Raw genomic sequence first — 17,808 nt, 5'->3', positions numbered from 1 at the left:
GCCGCCGCCGTGCCGAGCGTCTCGCGCCCCGGCGCCACGCCGCCGGGCGCGCCGCCCGCCCACGGGCTCGCCCCGCGGCCGCCCTCGGGCGATATCGTTCCCGGACGAACCGGCGCGGGGACGGGCGACGGGGGCGCCGCGGGAATCGCAGAGAGTTGCACGGGCGCCGGGAGGGGCACGGGCATGGGCGCGGGCACCGGCGGCGGCGCGGCCACGACCGGCGCGGGCACGACGGGCGGGATGAACGCAGGCGTCGAGGGCTTGGGCGCAGGCGGCGGCACCGGCGGCGCGGGCTTGGACACGGGCGGCACGGGCGCGGGGGAGACAACGGTCCCCGGGAGCGGGGCGCGCGCCGCCGCGGGCAAGGGCGGGGGCTTCAGCGTCGGCGGCTGCGGCGACTGGAGCTGCTGCGTCCAGGGGAGCGGCGCCGACGTCGGCGGCTGGAGGATCGACGATTGGAACGGCAAATCGCCCGAAAGCGAGGGCTGCGGCTCGCGCGCCGCCGGTTGCAGGGACGAGGCCGCGAAGGGCAGCGCCGCGCGGCGCGCCGCCTCGGCCTCCATCTGCGAAATGATGTTCGTCTGGGTATGGTCGTCCTCCGCAAACCCCTTCGATTCCGAGGCGGCCATCGTCTGGACGATCTCGCCCCAGCTCAGGTCGTGCCCGGGCATCTCCATTCCCACGATCACGCGCCCCGGCTCGTCCGGCCGCGCGAGCGGGACCTGCACGCGCCAGGTGAGCGTGGCGATCCCGCGGTCCGTATCGATCCACAGGGCATCGGCGCGCACCTTCTGCCGTTGCGCAGGCCCGTTCCCTCGGTCCACGAAGATCGCGGGCCGCACGCCCGGCAGGTTCGTCACGAGCCGCGTGTGCTCGGGGTGCAGGTTCTCGAGCACGATCCGCTCGTTGTCGCGCAGCGCCGTGAGGAGCTGATCCGAGGGTGATGCATTAAAAAACGCCTCGCTCGGCCCGTCGAGGCCCACGCCCGCGGGCGGCGGCGCGCGCCCCACGAGGTCCGCCCGCGAGGGCCAGCTCGTCGCGATGGGCGCGAAACACACGGGCGGCACAAAATCCTCGGCCGTGGAGACGTAGATGCCGAGGGGCTGCAGGTTCGGCAGGGCACGCCGCCCATAACCGTCCCGCACATCGGCGCGCACGCCGACGGGGTTGTTCGTGCCGGGCCCGCCGCCCGCGCGCTCCCACGTGAGGCGCATCCGCGTGAACCGCGTGCCCTCCTGGAGCGAGCCGTCGGGCAGGAACGAGCGGTCGCAGAACACCTCGATCGCCTTGTCGACCTCGCCGACGATGAGGCGCGCCACGAGGGATCGGACCGGCTGCTGTCCCGGGGCGTAGGCATACCCGACGAGCGTGACCTCGGGGCGCGGCTTGACCGGCACGAGATCACTCGCGGCGCGCAAGCTCCGGTTCGGATCGTCGTCCCAGTGATCGTCGGCCTCATTGAGGGCTTCTTGCTCGTTCGAGAGCACGGCCTCGCCTGGCTGGAGCCAATACGTGGCCTTGCAAACGACCGTGAGGACGAAGCCCCCCGCGCGCTTCTGCCACACGATGGACCCCGTGCGCAGGGGACCGACCGAGAGGATTTGCATCGTGCCGAAGCCTATCTCAACAGGCGCGGGATCGAGGGGAAAAATGGACCCGCGTCCCGCGGAGCGGCGACGTGGTTTACGCAGCGGTGCGTCATCCGCTACCCGTTGACGCGCCCGGCGCGGGTCGATACGCCTCGAAGCATGCACAAACCAATCTCGGGTACGATGACAGGAAGGTTTCTGCTCCTCGGCCTCGGTCTTGGCCTCGGGCTCGTCGCCAGCCGGAGCGCGTCCGGGGAACCCGTGGAGGAGGATGGTGTGCCGGCCGGCATGGTGGCCCACGTCGAAGGGGGCGTTTGTCCGCCCGGATGGGCGCCCGCGCCGAACGTCGAGGGGCGGCTCGTCGTGGCGGTCGCCGAGGGCAAGGACGTCGGCGTGCAGGTGGGCGAGCCGCTCCTGGACCGCGAGGATCGCACGCACACCCACGACTATGCGGGCGAGATCGCCCTGCCCTCGAAGTCGATCGCGGCCGCCGACGGGAGCAACCAGGCGGGCGCGCAGGCGCAGACGTACGCCATTGCGGGGACGACGAACCCCGGTGTCTCGGGCCTTCCTTTCGTGCAGGTGATCGCATGCGTCAAGCAATGAAAAGCGCGTCCGCGATCGCGGCCATCGCCCTCGTCACGGCCTGCGCGACCGGATCCGTGTCCACGACCGGCGGCTCGCAAGGCGCCGGCGGGGAAGGAAATGGCGGGAGCGGAGGGAGCGGCGGCGCGGGCGGCGGCCCCGGGGCGCGCGGCGACGCAATGCCCACGAACACGATCGGGTTTTTCCAGGTCCCTGCCTGCCCGAGCGGATGGGAGCCGTACAAGGCCGCGGCCGGACGCACGGTGCTCCCAACGATCGCCGACGCGGCGGGCGGAACGACCGTGGGCGAGCCGCTCCTGAGCGGCGAAGAGCGGCCCCACACGCACGGGGTGAAAGCGACGTTCGACCTCGTCCCCATCACGTATGCAGGCGTCTCCGGCGGCGGCAACAACGGCGTCGCTGCGGCGGGAACGGTCGAATTCGGCACGACCTCGGAGAAATCCACCACGGGTTTGCCGTACGTCCAGCTCCTCGCGTGCAAGAAGCTCGCGGAGCCGGCGGCCGGGGTCAAACCCTTGCCGAAGGGCATGCAGATCTTTTACGACGGCCCGAAATGCCCCGCGGGCTTTCAGCAGGCCGCCGCGACGCAAGGCCGGCTCGTCGTGGGCCTGCCGAAGGACGCGCCCCCGGATCTCTCGTTCGGCGGCGAACCCCTTTCGAGCGCGGCCCCGCGCACGCATACGCACGAAGGCGAGGTCTCGCTCGCCACGACCTCCCACGGAATCGGGCTCGTGAGCAACGGCGCCGCGACCGGGTATGCACGGAACGACACGTACACGGCCCAAGCGGAGACGGACGCGAGCGAGGCGGCGCTCCCCTGGATCGAGCTCATCCATTGCGAAAAACAGTGACGGAGAGCGTGAACGCGGCCCGAGGCGCGGGCGTCTTGCGAGAGCAGGCGACGCTCTGCCTGCGTGAGCTCACGGCCGGGTTTCCGGGGGCGGATCCTGCGGGGCTCGTGAGCGTGGTCCTGCGCCTCGTCGTCGTCCTTTTTGCTTCGTCGCGCGGGCTCTTTCCGGGCGATGAGCTCGGCGCCTTGCACGCCGAGCTCGCCGCGGCGGAACGCGCCTCGCTCGCCGATCGTCACGACGCGTGGACGCGCGTGAGGGCCCTGTTTCGCCGTCTGCATGAAGGAGCCCTCGGGCAAACGCCTCCTCCGAGCCCCGCCCGGCGCGGCGCGCTTTTCGACGCGGACGCCTTTCCATTCCTCGAAGGGCGGCTCTCCGACGCCGTCGTCCTGCGGATCCTCGACAAACTCCTCCTCGTGTCGGGCGAGCGCCTCGTATACGCCGATCTCGACGTCGAGCACCTCGGCACCGTGTACGAGACGCTGATGGGGTTCTCCGAGGAGCGGCGCCGCACGGGCGCCCATTATACCTCGCCGCTGCTCACGCGAATCATGGTCGAGCGCACGCTCGCCCCGCTCGTGCGCCCGGACGCGCGTCCCGAGGAGATCCTCGGTCTCTCCGTCTGCGACCCCGCCATGGGCGCGGGCGCATTTCTCGTGCAGGTTTGTCGATGGCTCGCCGAGCGCCTCGTCGCCGCCTGGGAGCACGCCGGGATGCCCGCCGCGTTGGCGCCCGGCGAGGAGCCGCAATCCCACGCGCGCCGGCTCGTCGCCGCGAATTGCCTTTACGGCGTGGATCGCAATCCGATCGCCGTGGACCTCGCCCGGGTGTCGCTCTGGCTGCTCACGTCGCCGAAGACGCATCCCTTTTCGTTTCTCGAAGCCAGCCTGCGCCATGGGGATTCGCTCGTGGGGCTCGGGCGCGAATCGATGGAAGCCATCTCCCCAGCGAAGGTCCACGAGCGCCTGGCCGAGGCGGAGACACTGCGGCGACGTTTTTTCGAGACGGCCGATCCGGATCTCCTCGCCGAGGCCAACCGCGCGCTCGCGCCGCTGCGCACCGTGGGCCATGCCCTTCTCGCCGCGCTTTTTGCCTCGGACGATAAAAAAGCCCAGAAAGAACGCCTGGCGGCCTTGCCGGATCTGGCCGCGCGTCATCTCGCCGGCGAGGGCGGGACGGAGTTCGAGGCCGAGGCCACGGCGTTCGCGGCCTCGCGCTCTCCGTTCCACTGGGACATCGAGCTCCCGGAGGTCTTCGGCCGCGGCGGGTTCGACGCATTCGTGGGAAACCCGCCCTGGGTCTCGTACGCCGGCCGCGCCGCGCAGCCGCTCGCCGACGAGCTGCGTGAATTTTATCGACGCACGAACCCGGCCTTCGCCGGATATCGCAATTTGCAGGGTCTTTTCGTCCACCAGTGCGCCCGCATGCTTCGACCGGGAGGTCGTCTCGGGCTCGTCTTGCCGACGTCGATGTCGGATCTCGGCGGGTATGAGCCCTCGCGCCGCGCGCACGACGCGCTCTGCGTGTGCGACGACGCGTTGCCCGATTTCGGGGACGCATTCGAGGGGGTCTTCCAACCGAGCATGGGCCTGCTGTCCACGCGCCAGGCGGAGAGGACTTCGCTCGACACGGCGCTCGCCTGGCCCCTCGCGCGCACGGACCTCGACGCCGAAACGGCGGCCCTGCTCGATACCCTCTCGGCCCTGCCGAAGCTGCCCCCGCACCTCTTCGGCGAGCGTGGGTTTCAAAGCAACGGCGCCGACGTCCGGCACCTCCACGAGCGCGAGGCGCCCGACGGGCGTTTCCAGGTCGGCCTGCGCGTGGGCGGGGACATCGAGCCGTTTTCCCGGCGTCCTCCGCGCCTCTATTGTGATCCCGCCGATTTCACGGGTCGCTTCCGCAAGGACGCCGAATGGCTCACCGTGCGCCTGCTCATTCGCCAGACAGCCCGCTTTCCCATGGTCGCGCTGTCCGACGGCCTCGCCTTCCGGAACTCGATCCTCGCGGGGTTCGCCGACGAGCAGTGGAGCGCGGGGTTTCTCCTCGGATGGCTCAACGCGAGCCCCATTCGCTGGTACCATTACATGCGGCACCGCGACGCCCGGCAGGGCATGCCCCAGGTGAAGATCACCCACCTGCGCGCGCTCCCCGCGCCGGCCGTTCCCGGGCTCGTCCCCGAGATCGAGGCGCTCGCCGAGAGCTTCGGCGCTCGCAATCAGGGCATCAGCCGGGCCGAGCAGGACACGCTCGACGATCTCGTTGCCCGCGCGCTCGGCCTCTCGCTCATGGAACGAGGACCGATCGAGCGATGGGCGCGGACCGTGGCCCCGGACCGCGCCCCCTCGCCGTGACGCCCCTGCGCGCGCCTCACCAGCCCTTGGCCGATTGAACCGCGGCCACGAGCTTGTCCGCCATCTTCTGGTGCGTGGCGACGCTCGGGTGGTAATCGCAGCCCATCCCGTCCACCGCCGCGTTTTGCTCGCCGAGGTCCACGAACCCCACGTTCGTGTCGCCCTTCGCCTTGCGGGCGTCGAGCGCCGTGTTGATGTGCTGCTTGACCTTCGTCAAATGCATCGCGCCGGCGGGATACGAGTCCGAGAGCATGGAGCCGACGGCGCAGAGCAGGTACGCGTTCGGGTAATGCTCGCGCAGCTTGTCCAGGAACCCGGAGAGCGCGTCGATGTAGGGTTGCCCGGGGTCCCCCTTGGCAAAATCGTTCGTCCCGAGGTTCACGACGACGACGTCCGGGATGTAGGAAAAATCCCAGGTCGAGGCCGGATCGTCGGCGAGGGTGCGCTCGAAGCGGATGGGCATCTGGTTCTGCGTCGCGCCGCTGTAATCGCGGTACACGCCGATCCCCGAGTACGAGATCCCCATGTGCGCGGCCCCGAGCTTGCGCGCCGCGAGGGCGCCGTACGCCGAATACTCGTCCTCGGTCTCGGGCGAGAACGGGCAGAGCGGGCCCGCGCCGGTGTTGCCGTAGCCGCAGGTGATCGAATCACCGACGAGCTCGATCTTGCGGCTCCACGGCTCGGGCGTGGGGACGAGCGCGCCGCCGGGCGCAGGCACGAATCCCTTGAACTGCACGATGCCGACGTACGACTCGGTGCGTTTTTCGAGCAAGACCGTGTGCTCGCCGGCGGGCAGGTTCGCCGCGAGCGTGTACGTGTCCTTGGCGCTGCTCGTCGCGAGGTCGGTGGGCGGTCCGTCGTCGATCACGACAGCAAAATGGTTGTTGCCGGCGTCCGCGAGGCGCACGTCGAGGCCCGTGCCTGAAAAACGCGCGACGATCGTGCTGCCGGGCCAGGCGAAGCGCGGATCCACCTCGTTCGTGAATCGACCGATGAAATGCACCTCCGCCGTCGGACCGCCGCCGCCCGCGCCGCTCGATGACGAGGAGCCCGTGGAGGACGACATCCCGCTCGACGACGCGGAGCCGCCGCTCCCCGAGCCCTGCGTCCCTCCCCCGCCCAAAGACGGGCTGCACGCGAGGGCGAAGAGAGCGAAGGAGGCCAAAGAGGCAAGCGCAAACGTCTGCATGCGCCCGAGGATCGCTCCCCGGCGCGCCGCTGGCAACAGCGATCACGTCCCCTGCGATATCGAGAGCGGGCCTTGCGATTCGTCGAGCGTCCTCCGCCACCGAGGCAATTCCACCTGGAACGTGGAGCCCTTGCCCGGCGCGCTCTCCACCCGCACGGCCCCGCCGTGTGTCTCCACGATCTGCCGCACGATCCACAACCCGAGGCCGAGGCCGCCAAAGGATTGGTTCGTGACGGCGCGCTCGAATCGCTCGAAGATCTTGCCCTGATCCTCCGGTGCAATGCCGACGCCGTGGTCGCGGACCGTGAGGTGCACCGTGCCCTCGTCCGCTTCGAGCCCGATCTCGATCGGCTTGCCGCGGCCGTACTTGGTCGCATTGCCGAGGAGGTTCGTGACCACCTGTTCGAGCCGCAGCCGATCCCACGTGCCGAGGATCGGCTTGTCATGAGGAAACGAGAGCTGGCACCCGGCGTCCTCGATCTCGCGACCGAAGCGCGTGACGACGTCGTGCACCAGCGCGCAGAGGTCGATCTCGTCGAGGCACAAATCGAGCTTGCCGGCCGTGATTCGCGAGACGTCGAGCAGGCGATCGATGAGCGCCGCGAGCCGCCCGACCTGCCGATAGGCAACCTCGAGCGCCGGCGCCAGGCGCTCCTGGTGGGCCCCGGCGCGCGCATCCCGCACGAGGCGTTCGAGCTGCAACTTGAGGGGCGTGAGCGGCGTGCGCAGCTCGTGCGAGGCGACGGCCAGAAAGTCGTCGCGCGCCGAGATCGCCTCCAGCGCCTCGTGAAAGAGATTCGCGTTGTCCGTGGCCTGCGCCTCCATCCGCTGCGCCTGCTCCCGGATCCGATTCTCGGCGTGCTTGAGGGGCGTCACGTCGACGTCCATGCAGACGAACTCGCAAGCGCCCGTGATCGTCGGGATCGAAAAGATCGTCGAGTACACCCAGACCTGGCTGCCGTCCTTGCGATAACACGACCATTCATTGGGGCCGTTCGGCATTCCCGTGCGCGCGATCTCTTCGAGCGTCTCCACGAACTTCGCCGTCGAGGGTGTGTCGAGCATCATGCCGTCGAGCGTCTTGCCGACGACCTCGTCCTCGGACCAGCCGAAGAGGCGCTCGGCGGCCCGGTTCCAGTAGAGCACGCGGCCCTGCAAATCGTATCCCTCGATCGCAATGTTCGGCGTATTGGAGACGATCGCGCGCATACGCGCCTCCGCGTGACCGAGCGCCGCCTTCGCGACCTTCGCCAGCGTCACGTCCCGAAAGACCACCACGCCGCCGCGGACCCGGCCCTGCTCGCCCAGGATCGGCCGCGCGGAGGCGAGGACATGGATCCCCTGCGGCGCGCGCGGGTTCTTCACGTAGAGCTCGACGTCCTCCACGCGCTCGCCTTGAAGAGCCCGCCAGAGCGGAATGGATTCGGTTGGGCAAGGCGTTCGTTCATCCGGAAAGAAAACACCAAACGCTTCGGTCCACGCTTCGGGGGAGGCGTCGACAGGGACCCCGACGAGGCGCGCCGCGGTCCGGTTCCACGAGACGAATTTGCCGGTCGGGTCCACCACGACGATCGCGTCGTCCAGCACGTCGAGGGCGCCGCGGAGGAGGGCCGACTCCGCTTGCCTAGAAGCCGCCGGGCGATCTCTCATGGTCCATACCAGATGGGCGAGCTCCACGCGCGATGCTGCACGGTCTTCGGGACGGACACGTCCGTGCACGCCGCCGGCGCCGAGGCCGGATCGAGCGCGTTGCATTCGTACGTGCTGTAGCGGCAGCTCGGCACCTCGATGGCGCGGGCATAATAGAAGGCTCGCTCGTTCGGAACGAAATCGGGGTCCGTCCAGACGACGCAGAGCTCCTCCGCGCCCTCGGCCAGCACGTCGCAGGTCGCCGTATCGACAGCGGGCTCCGGGGCGGGCGTGCCCGCGACGTCATAGACCTTTTCGTACACCTTTCCCTCGTGCACGTAGCCTTTGATGATCTGAAGCCGTTCGAGCGGCCTGCCTGGCCAGCTCGCCGTGCCGGGGTCGGCTGTCGCCTGTACGAAAAACGTCGGCTCCGCTCCCGATGACGTTCCGAGCATTCCGCCCATGGGGACGCCGGCCGCATAGGCCTCGTCGAGCCGCTCCGGGCGCCCGCAGAGGCCCGCGTCGTACCCGAAGCCGCCAAAGAAGCGGATCGGAATGCGGGCGCCGCTCGTGGCGAAGGTCTCGCGGCGGCGGATCGCCTCGAAGATCGACTCCCGCGAGTTCTCCTCGGCCCAGACCCCGGCGAGCCCGCCCGGATTGTTGATGACGCCGTCGTGCGTCTCCGTGCCGGCGCCGAGGCGCTTCTCCGGCGTGTCGTCGACGAGCCCGACGTGCCCGGGAAAGCCGACGCTGGACGTGTTGCCCGGCGTGCCGTTGTGGGTGTCGGTCGAGCCGATGAGGCCAAACAGAAAGGGGTTCGTCCCGAGCCGCTCGGCTTCGAGGAGGCCGGTTTTCAGGACATACCGCAGGAAATCGTGCCGATGCGTGCAGCCCCAGAGGCGCATGCCCCCGGAGCCGGGCTTGTCGCCGCATTGCTCGTCGTCGTCCGGCCGGAGCTCCTCGAAGTCGCAGAGCGGATCGACGTCCGCCTCGACGTCGAGGAACCCATTGCGGCACTCGCTCGATCCTTTGTGCTGAAAGATCTCGGCGACGGGCTCCATCTCCGCCCGGAGCGCGGCGCGCGCGGCTTCTTCCTCGATCGTCGCGCCGCCGGGGTAGGTGGGGTCGAAGAGCCGGCCGTTCGAGAGGTTCGAGTTGTGCGGGAGGACGAGCACGTCGCAGCCATTCTCGGCGGACTTGCACCCGTCGCGCAGGAGCGTCCAGAGGTCGAGCGGCGTCGGGGCCTCGAAATAGGTGACGGGCAGCTCGGGCACGATGTCGTTCCCGAAGATCACGTTCCGGTGCAGGTTCGAGATCCCGAACGTGTTCGTGTATTCGTACCCGACGAACGTGGTGAACGAGCAGGACGCGCTGCGATCGTAGGCCGCCTCGGCCGCGTCCTGCATGGCTTGCCAGCGCTCGCGCGCCGCGGCCTCGCAGTCCTTGCCCTCGCCGCAGAGCTCCGCGACGCGCATCGGGTTCGCCTGGGAGAGGCGCACGGCGAAGGTGGAAGCGCCCTGCCCGACCTCCTCGCGATACGTCTGGCACGTGAACGTGTCGTACTTGGGCGAGGTGGGCGTCGTGCAATGGTACATCTCGCCGAGGAACTCGCCGTGGTCGGTGACGGCCACGAAATCGAGCGGCCTGTCGATCCGCGCCTCGCGGGTCCCCTTCCCCGCCGCGTCGAGCGGCGGCAGGTGGATCGGCTCGCCACACGCGAAGCGATACGCGTCGGCCGGCGTGACCACGGTGTCGTAGGAGCGGGCGTCGAAAGAAAACGCCGTGTGGACGTGGAGGTCACCGTAGAGCGGGACCCGCGTGGGCACGCGCGTTGCGCAGGCGGCGCGTGGTCGCGGCACGCGCGGGGGCGCCGCAGGCGTAGGCGCTTCCGCGCAACCGTCGAAGAGGAGGAGAAGTGATAAAGCGAGCCCGACGATCCTCACGAGATCATGAAAAACGGACCCGGCCCCGTCGTCAAGCTCAGCAACCGGGTACGGTGACGTCGACGTCGAGCACCGCCGCGGCCGAGACCATGGTCTCCTGCGGGGGGCGCTTGCCCTTCGTCGTCGTCGTGAGCTTCATCGAGGGGGCGACGACGTAAGGTTTCAGCTCGGCGCCCGACACGACGAAATCGAGCGAGGTCTTCCCCTTCGGCACGGGATCGAGCTCGGCCACGAGCACCTTCGGTTGTCCCTCGGTCTCGGCGAAAAAGGAGACCGATTCGATGAAATCGAAATTCGCCCCGGCCGGCCCGTCGATGACGAGCGCGAGGGAGATCATGCGCACGGAGTCGACGTCTTCCTTCGTGACGCCCTGGTTGTCGAGCTCCTGCGTCAGGTTGATGCTCTGGAAATCGTCGAAGGCGAGGACGCCGAGCAGCTCTTCGAGGATCGTGCCGGGGGGGATCGTCGCCTTGGCGCCGACGTCCACTTCGAAATTGTCGAGGTTGTCGCAGCTCGTGACGGCGGCTGCCGCGATCGCGAGGACGAGGTTCTGGAGCGCGACACGGCGGTCCATGCGCACTCCCGGGAGCGGCTTGTGCATGCCTCATTGAGCCCCGATCCGCGGCGCATCGCAAGAGGCCACGCGCACGAACCCGCCGTTTTCACGCCGAGGAGGAGCGTCTTCCCGCCCGCCTCAATTCATGTACGCGCCGCGGTCCCAGGCCCCTGCCTGGGGCCGCGCCGCTTGCAGGATGTCGGTCGTGACCGTGCCGTACGTGGCCTGGTTGTAGACGTTTTTCCCGGTCCCGTCGCCCTGGCCGCCCGTCTTCAGCCGGAAATCGCCGCCCGTCGCATTGATGAAGACGCTCGTCGCGGTGGGCGTGTTCGTCGTGTCGTTGCCGGACGAGGACACGGGGACGGGCGCGCTGAAGAGGTTGTTGTTGAACCCGAAGACGAGGTTGTTCTCCGCCGAGTCGAGCGAGACGCCCGCACCCGAGCCGAGGTTCACCGCGGTGCTGCCGCCCGTGATGCTGAACAGGATGTTGTTCGTCAGCCGCCAGCGCATCTTGCCGCTCGACGCTGCGGTGCCCCAGATGCCGTACGTGCGGGCGAGCATCGTGTTGTTCGTGAAGATCAGGTTGAAATCGACGCCGCCGTTGCTGCCCAGGAAATTGACGAGGTACGCATTGTTGCTCGCCGCTTCGATCACGTTGTTCCGCGCGACCAAGGAGGCGACGCTGGCCGCGTTCGGCCCGGAGCCGTTGATGGCATAGGTCACGGCGCCGCTGCTCTTGCCCTCGACGCAGATGCGGTTCGAATCGAGGATCGTCGCGCCGCGCTGATTGCCGAACTGGATGGCCGTGTGCGTCGTCGAGGTGGTGGAGCGGGCGTACACGTCATTGCCGAACAACGTCGCCGTGCTGCCCATGCAGGCCGTCGCGCCGAGCGCCGCCGAGGTCGCGGCGCCGCCGCTGAACAGCGTCTCCACGTAGTTGCGCACGAACGTGCCGGCGCGGAGGTTGTGCTGCGTGAGCGAGGTCGTGGGCGCCGCGAGCATCCGGAAGCCGCCCCAGACCGCCTTGTTGTGGTCGAGCGTGAGCTGCCCGTAAAACGCGGTGGGGTACGTGTCCGGATTCCAGTTCGCGAACGAGGAGCTGAATCCGCCCTTGATGGTGAGCTCTTTGGCCACGATGACCGAGGTCGACGCATACCCGCCCTGCGCGACGAGGATCGTGCTGCCTCCGGGGGCCATTGCCACGGCCTTGCAGAGCGTCGCCCAGGCCTTCGCGGGGCTCTTGCCGTCGTTGTTGTCGCTGCCGCCCGCGGCATTGACGTAATACTTGACGGCCGTCTCCGCGATCGTGATCGCGATCGTGGAGGCCGGGGGGAAGATTTGCTCGCAGTTCGTCGTGAGCGGGTTTTGCGAGGGGATCGCGAAGCTCGTGCAACTCCCCGAGGCGATCGTCGACGCGCCGCAGGCGCCGCAGGCGAGGCTCTCGTCCGCGTCTCCGTCGCAATCGTTGTCGAGGCCGTCGCAGATCTCGGCCGACGCCTGCACGTTCTGCACGCAGGTGACGATGCCGCCCACGCACGTATCGGTCCCCGCGGCGCACACGCCCTTGTTGAAGGAGAGCGTGCAAGCGGCGCCGCCGTTCGGGTTGCCCTCGTCGATCGTACCGTCGCAGTCGTTGTCCTTGCCGTCGCAATACTCCATCTCGGGCAGCATCGAAGGCTTGCACTGGAGCGCGCCCATCATGCAGAGCGTCTTGCCCGGCGAGCACTCGCCCGGCATGCCCGTCGTGCACGGCTTGTCGGCGTCGACGCCGTGCGTGTCGATCTCGCCGTCGCAATCGTTGTCCTTGCCGTCGCAGATCTCGGCCATCGGGGCCGGCGCGGCGCAGATCAAAGAGCCCATGAAGCATGTCGTCGAGCCGAACGCGCACTCGCCGAGCTGGTTCGTCGGGCAGGCGATGCCGCCGCCGGGGTTCTCCTCGTCCGTCATGCCGTCGCAATCGTCGTCGGCGCCGTTGCAGGTCTCCATCGTGGGCTTCGCGTCGGGTATGCAGTTGAGCGCGCCGCCGTCACAATGGTATGTCCCTACGGCGCATTGACCGGGAATGCCCGACGTGCACACCCCACCGCCGCCCGGATCGCCGTTGTCGATGACGCCGTTGCAATCGTCGTCCTGGCCATTGCAGATCTCGTCGACGGGGTCCTTCGGCGTGCATTCGGGCGGATCCCCGCCGGCAGGGTTGCAGGTGGATACACTCACCTGGCAGGCGCCCTCGCCGCACGTGATCTCCGGGAAGCCGTCGTCGACGACGTTGTCGCAATCGTCATCGATCGCGTTGCACGCCTCGATCGAGGGGAGCGTGTCGCCTTCGCAGGGCCCCCACGTGTTCTCCGCGATGCACGTCTGCGAGCCGTCCTTGCACGCGCCGATGTTCCGCGTGTCCATCGAGCCGGTATAACAGGCCTGCGTCTCGCCGACCGTGCAGGGGCAGCCCTCGTCGACCTGGCCATTGCAGTTGTCGTCGATGCCGTCGTTGTCGTCGTCGCAGAGCTCGTCCTGCGAGGGTGAACCGGGCACGCAAGGCACGGGCATGCCGTCCACGCACGCCTCCACGCTCACGAAGCAGACCCCGAAGCCGCAGGTCGCGAGCGGGAGGTCGTCGATCGTGCCATTGCAATCGTCGTCGATCCCGTCGCAGGCCTTCTCCACGGCCGTGCACTCCGCCCCGCCGCTGCCGCCCTGGCCTCCGGCGCCGCCCTGGCCACCACCCGCGCCCGTCCCGCCGGGACCCGTCTGCACGAGCACCGGGTCGTCGATGCCGAGGGCTGCATTGCACCCGGCAGCCCACGCCCCAACGCCCACGAGCACGAGCCCAAGCACCAATGCACGCCGCATGACCGAGTTTCCCTTCGGGCGCTAGAACTGCCCCGTCCAAAGAAAAGAAGAAGGACCCACGAGGATCGCCGTCGTCTGCGTCTTCGTGCGCTTCGGCGCCGTCAAGAAGAGCGCGAGGCCACCGGCGAACACGACGCCACCCGCGATGAAGAGCCCCGTGGAGATGTTGCCAGACTGATAAGCATCACGGCGCGCGTCATAGCCGAACTCGTTGCAGGTGTTGCCGGCGCAATGCCCGTCCACCTCGCTCTCGTCGCGCTTCTGCACCGCGCGGAGCCCGAAATACGTGCCCACGGCGCCCGCGCCGAGCCCCGCGATCCCGAGCCCGAGCCCGAGGACACGCTGGGTGCTGAAAAAGCTCTCTTTCGGGGCCTCCGGAGTGCGGTCGGGCGCGCGGGGCTCCCGCGGCCCGGGGAGGCCCTGCATCGGCGTCGTCGGCGCCGTGTTCGCTCCCTTGGGCGGCTCCTGCCCCTTGGTCTCCGGGGTCGTCTTCGGCTCGGGCTTCGGCGCGGCCTCGTCCTCGAGCGCCTGCACCGCGACCGTGAGCTCCGCGCCTTCGGCAATCGCCAAGCTCTTCTCCCAGGACTTTTTCCCGGGCGCGCTGGCATCGACGACGTGCTCGCCGCGCTCGGCCGGCAATCGCTTCCCGATCGCCTCGCGCACGAGCGGGACCCCGTCCAGGGTGACGACGACATTCGGCAAGGCGAGGACCGCCTCGGGCACGGCGACCGTGATCCAGCCGAGCCGCGGCTCGATCTCGCCCATGCGCGATTTCGCCTCATCGCCGCGCTTCTGCGCCGTCGATTTCTCGGTAAAGCTCTTCGACGTCGAGGCAATACGCGCCGCGTCTTCCACGATGGCGCGGTACGTCTCCCACGCCCGCGCGAGCCGGCCCATTTTCCGATAACAATCGCCGAGGCCGATGCGGGCGCCGAGGCCGGGGCGCAGCCGCACGACCTCCTCGTATTTCGGACACGCCGTCGCGTAGTCCCCCGCGATGAACGCCGCGCGCGCCTCCTGGAACAACGCCGTCGCCCGGGCCTCGTCGGCCGGGTCTCCCGCGTGTGCGCCCGACGCGACGAGGACGACCCCGAGCGCGACGAGCGAACGAACGATCCACGCGCCGGGTTTTCCGCTCATCATGCGCAAAGCCGTCTCCTAATCGATCGAACTCGGAGGCTCGTAAGGCTTGCGGGTCGACTTCGTCCCCGTGCTCTTCGTGGACGGAGGGGGCGCCTGGGTCGAAGCCGGGCGGACCGTTTGCCCGGGCGATCCGGTTTTTCCGGTCAATGCGGTCGTCTGCGCGGCCGCAGGCGTGCCGGCCGCGGGGGAAGGCTCGACCTCGACCCGCTCCGCGCCCACCTCCAGCGGCGACGAGGGCGACGCGGGCTTCGCGAGCTCGGTGCGCGGCGCCTCGCCCGCGGCGATCGGCGGCAAAGGCACGGTGTCGGGCAATCCCGCGCGCGCGACCGAGAGCGGCCCCGCGCTGACAAGCGCCCGCACCCCGAGCCCACCCACGAGGGTAAGCACGCTGCAAACGAGCGTGACGAGCGCGGCCGTCGTCCAGCGCGACCGTGCCGGCGGCGGCGCAGGCGGCGTCGAGGCCTGAATCAACGCGACCGACGCGCGGGTCGTCGACGCTTCTTCGAGCGGCCGCTCCGGCGCATCGGAGCGCCGCACGAGCGGGATCGTCAAGTTCATCCGGAACGAGTCCGGCCCCGACTCCGCATACTGGTCGCGCAGCTCCGCGATCGCCTCGGTCGCGCGCTGAAAACGATCCTCGGGGTGCAAAGCCGTCGCGCGGGCGAACCAGCCATCGAACCAGGCCGGCAAGACCATGCCGCGGCGGCGCAGCGCGCGCACCGAGGGCATCTCTTCCGGCCCCTCGACGACGCGGCGGATGAGCGCGTACACGCCGTGCTCGCGCGCCTCTTCCTGCCAGTACGCCTCGCCGGTGAGCATCGTATACGTGATGTGGCCGAGCGCGTGGATGTCAGTCGCGGGGCCGATCTGGCTGCTCTTGCCGGCGATCTGCTCGGGGGCCATGTACGTCGGCGTCCCGACGGCCTGCGTCATGTTCGAGTTCGTCCCTTCGGAGACGATCTTCGCGATGCCGAAATCGAGAATCTTCACGCACGGCGAGCCGTCATCGCGCTCCGCGATGAACAGGTTGCCCGGCTTGAGATCACGGTGGACGATGCCCCCGGCGTGGGCCTTGTCGAGCGCGAACGCGACCTGCCCGAGGTAGACGAGCGCCTCGTCGATCGGGATGTGGCCGCGCTTCTTCAGCATCGCGCCGACCTCCTCGCCGTGGAGCAACTCCATCACGAGGAAGGGCATGCTCGTGATCTGATCGATGCCCGCGTCGGTCACGCGCACGACGTGATCGCTCCGAATCTCGCCGGTGATCCGCGCCTCCTGGGCGAACCGATCCCGCAGCACCGCATCTTCGAGCACGCCGGGGAGCATCACCTTGAGCGCGCACAGGCCATGCGTGCGCTCGTCGCGCGCCTCGTGGACCGCGCCCATCGCGCCCGCCTTGATGCCCCGAAGGACACGATAACGCTCGTGAAATAGCGTTCCAGTCGGGAGAAAGACCACGCTCGGGGCGCCCATGCGTTCCTCGGATGATTCCCCATTATGCCAGAGTTCAGGCGCTGGGGACCAAGATCCTACGCTTCACGCGCGATCGTAATCCCCGACCCCCCCACGGGGCCGCCCCGACCCTAGCCCTTCTTCCGCGGCCGAGGGATGTTGTAGGCCGAGAGCTTCGAGACGAACGTACGTCGCGGCATTCCGAGCATCGCCGCCGCCGCGGTCTGGTTGCCCGCGCATTTTTCGAGCGCGTCGATCATGCGCTGCCGCTCGAGCGAGCCGAGCTCTTCTCGCAAGCTGCCGAGCGAGGCCGTATCGACCACGCTGCCGCGGAGCTGCGACGTCGCGTCGTCGGCAGCGATCGAGAACGGTGACAGCGACGGGTCCATCGGCGTGAGCGGGACGGTGCCCGTAAGCGGCACGTTGCGCGGCGAAGACGCCGTGCCTTGCACGCGCCCCTCCAGCACGAGATCCTCGGGCCGGATCGCGCCCTCGCAGAGCACGACGGCGCGCTCGATGGCGTTGCGCAGCTCGCGCACGTTGCCCGGCCACTCGTAGCTCGTCATCGCGGCGAGCGCCTCGCGCGTGATCTCCAGCGGGCTCCTGCCGATCGACGCCGCCGCGCGCGCCGCGAACGTCCGCGCGAGGGGCTCGATCTCCGAACGCCGCTCGCGCAAGGGTGGGATCGAGAGCGCGATGCCGTTGAGCCGGAAGTAGAGGTCCTGGCGGAACGTGCCCTTCTGCACCTCGAACGCGAGGTCGCGGTTCGTCGCGGAGACGAAGCGCACGTCGATGGGACGCGGCGCGAGCCCGCCGACGCGCATCACCTGGCGGTCCTCGAGCACACGCAAGAGCTTCACCTGGATGCCGAGCGGCAGCTCGCCGACCTCGTCGAGGAAAACCGTACCTTTTTCCGCGGTTTCAAAGAGGCCGGGCTTCGAGCGCACGGCGTTGGTGAACGCGCCCTTCTCGTGACCGAAGAGCTCGCTCTCGAGCAGCGACTCGCTGAGCGCCGCGCAGTTGAGCCGCAGAAACGGCCCTGATGCGCGCGGCGACTTGCGGTGGATCGTCTCGGCGAGCACCTCCTTGCCGACGCCCGTCTCGCCGAGCAAAAGCACGCTGATCGGGCCCTCGGCGACGCGCTCGGCGAGCGCGTAGAGGCGCTTCATCGCCTCGTCGCGGATGACGTAGCTGCTCGGCGATCCCTCGCCGCGCACCTCGGGCTCCTCGTCTTCGAGCTTGCGGACGACGAGGATCGTCGAGCCGAGGTTGATGGCGTCGCCGACGCCGAACTCCACGAGTTTCCCAGGCTCGACGCGCGTGTCGAGCAGGCGCACCGTCCCGCCTGCGCCCTTCTCGCGACGCACGGTGGTTCCGTTCGCGCTGCCGAGGTCCTCGATGCGCAAGGGGGGTCCGATGTGGATCAGCGCGTGACGGCGCGACACCGAGCCGTCGTCGATCCGGATATCGGTCTCCTCGGCGCGGCCGAGGATCACCTTCCCCTCGGCGGGCAGCGGGTGACGGGTGACGCCGCCCGCGGCGAAGACTGCGAGCTCGAGGCGCCCCTTCACGTTCTCGTCGTTCCCTTCGTTCCGATGGACAGCACCGCTCGCGGAACCGTAGGTCGAGCACGCCCCGAAACGCAAGCC

The 17,808-nt window shown here is 69.2% G+C and carries 12 protein-coding genes; 3 read left to right on the top strand and 9 right to left on the bottom strand.

What is annotated here, in order from left to right:
• A partial coding sequence (locus QHF89_RS44645; RefSeq protein ID WP_136972823.1) for a DUF2169 family type VI secretion system accessory protein occupies window positions 1-1,607 on the bottom strand: 1,607 nt, incomplete at its 3' end.
• Between the two features lie 165 nt (window positions 1,608-1,772).
• Here QHF89_RS44645 and QHF89_RS44640 point away from each other — a divergent pair.
• From QHF89_RS44640 to QHF89_RS44630, 3 genes are read left to right on the top strand one after another with little or no spacing between them, the layout of a single operon-like run.
• Complete coding sequence (locus QHF89_RS44640) at window positions 1,773-2,195, top strand: hypothetical protein (protein WP_136972822.1); 423 nt, start codon at window positions 1,773-1,775, stop codon at window positions 2,193-2,195.
• Window positions 2,192-3,046: a hypothetical protein gene (locus QHF89_RS44635; protein ID WP_284721760.1), complete on the top strand. Its 855-nt coding sequence runs from the start codon at window positions 2,192-2,194 to the stop codon at window positions 3,044-3,046. The genes QHF89_RS44640 and QHF89_RS44635 overlap by 4 nt, the downstream gene beginning before the upstream one ends.
• Before the next feature lie 8 nt (window positions 3,047-3,054).
• Entirely contained in the window at window positions 3,055-5,394 is a 2,340-nt protein-coding gene (locus QHF89_RS44630) for an Eco57I restriction-modification methylase domain-containing protein (protein ID WP_284721759.1), read from the top strand.
• 16 nt (window positions 5,395-5,410) lie between these two features.
• Here the strand turns inward: QHF89_RS44630 and QHF89_RS44625 are convergent, their stop codons facing one another.
• The 8 genes from QHF89_RS44625 to QHF89_RS44590 all read right to left on the bottom strand — a co-directional run bounded on the left by QHF89_RS44625 (window position 5,411) and on the right by QHF89_RS44590 (window position 17,730).
• On the bottom strand, window positions 5,411-6,460 hold the full coding sequence (locus QHF89_RS44625; protein ID WP_136972819.1) for an SGNH/GDSL hydrolase family protein: 1,050 nt from the start codon (window positions 6,458-6,460) through the stop codon (window positions 5,411-5,413).
• Window positions 6,461-6,625: 165 nt separating this feature from the next.
• On the bottom strand, window positions 6,626-8,233 hold the full coding sequence (locus QHF89_RS44620; protein WP_284721758.1) for a sensor histidine kinase: 1,608 nt from the start codon (window positions 8,231-8,233) through the stop codon (window positions 6,626-6,628).
• Window positions 8,230-10,038, bottom strand: a complete 1,809-nt coding sequence (locus QHF89_RS44615) for a DUF3604 domain-containing protein (protein ID WP_284721757.1) — start codon at window positions 10,036-10,038, stop codon at window positions 8,230-8,232. Before QHF89_RS44615 ends, QHF89_RS44620 begins: the two co-directional genes overlap by 4 nt.
• A 154-nt stretch (window positions 10,039-10,192) precedes the next feature.
• Window positions 10,193-10,729 carry a hypothetical protein gene (locus QHF89_RS44610; RefSeq protein ID WP_136972816.1) on the bottom strand — a complete coding sequence of 179 codons (537 nt, stop codon included), beginning with the start codon at window positions 10,727-10,729 and terminating at the stop codon, window positions 10,193-10,195.
• A gap of 120 nt (window positions 10,730-10,849) precedes the next feature.
• On the bottom strand, window positions 10,850-13,564 hold the full coding sequence (locus QHF89_RS44605) for a MopE-related protein (protein WP_136972815.1): 2,715 nt from the start codon (window positions 13,562-13,564) through the stop codon (window positions 10,850-10,852).
• Between the two features lie 21 nt (window positions 13,565-13,585).
• Window positions 13,586-14,707 carry a tetratricopeptide repeat protein gene (locus QHF89_RS44600; protein WP_136972814.1) on the bottom strand — a complete coding sequence of 374 codons (1,122 nt, stop codon included), beginning with the start codon at window positions 14,705-14,707 and terminating at the stop codon, window positions 13,586-13,588.
• 15 nt (window positions 14,708-14,722) lie between these two features.
• On the bottom strand, window positions 14,723-16,180 hold the full coding sequence (locus QHF89_RS44595; RefSeq protein WP_136972813.1) for a serine/threonine protein kinase: 1,458 nt from the start codon (window positions 16,178-16,180) through the stop codon (window positions 14,723-14,725).
• 110 nt (window positions 16,181-16,290) lie between these two features.
• Window positions 16,291-17,730: a sigma 54-interacting transcriptional regulator gene (locus tag QHF89_RS44590; protein ID WP_284721756.1), complete on the bottom strand. Its 1,440-nt coding sequence runs from the start codon at window positions 17,728-17,730 to the stop codon at window positions 16,291-16,293.
• Between the last annotated feature and the right edge of the window lie 78 nt (window positions 17,731-17,808).

Source organism: Polyangium sorediatum (genome assembly GCF_029946465.1).
In the GTDB taxonomy this organism is placed as follows: Bacteria; Myxococcota_A; Polyangia; order Polyangiales; family Polyangiaceae; genus Polyangium; species Polyangium fumosum.
The sequence above is the reverse complement of the archived record's forward strand: the minus strand, read 5'-3'. Positions and strand labels throughout refer to the sequence as shown.

What these genes read in the sequence shown, in the direction of transcription:
- QHF89_RS44625 (WP_136972819.1), bottom strand. Translation starts at nt 6,460, where the DNA reads ATGTCGTCCTCCACGGGCTCCTCGTCATCGAGCGGCGCGGGCGGCGGC.
- QHF89_RS44610 (WP_136972816.1), bottom strand. Translation starts at nt 10,729, where the DNA reads ATGGACCGCCGTGTCGCGCTCCAGAACCTCGTCCTCGCGATCGCGGCA.
- QHF89_RS44620 (WP_284721758.1), bottom strand. Translation starts at nt 8,233, where the DNA reads ATGAGAGATCGCCCGGCGGCTTCTAGGCAAGCGGAGTCGGCCCTCCTC.
- QHF89_RS44640 (WP_136972822.1), top strand. Translation starts at nt 1,773, where the DNA reads ATGACAGGAAGGTTTCTGCTCCTCGGCCTCGGTCTTGGCCTCGGGCTC.
- QHF89_RS44635 (WP_284721760.1), top strand. Translation starts at nt 2,192, where the DNA reads ATGAAAAGCGCGTCCGCGATCGCGGCCATCGCCCTCGTCACGGCCTGC.
- QHF89_RS44600 (WP_136972814.1), bottom strand. Translation starts at nt 14,707, where the DNA reads ATGATGAGCGGAAAACCCGGCGCGTGGATCGTTCGTTCGCTCGTCGCG.
- QHF89_RS44595 (WP_136972813.1), bottom strand. Translation starts at nt 16,180, where the DNA reads ATGGGCGCCCCGAGCGTGGTCTTTCTCCCGACTGGAACGCTATTTCAC.
- QHF89_RS44605 (WP_136972815.1), bottom strand. Translation starts at nt 13,564, where the DNA reads ATGCGGCGTGCATTGGTGCTTGGGCTCGTGCTCGTGGGCGTTGGGGCG.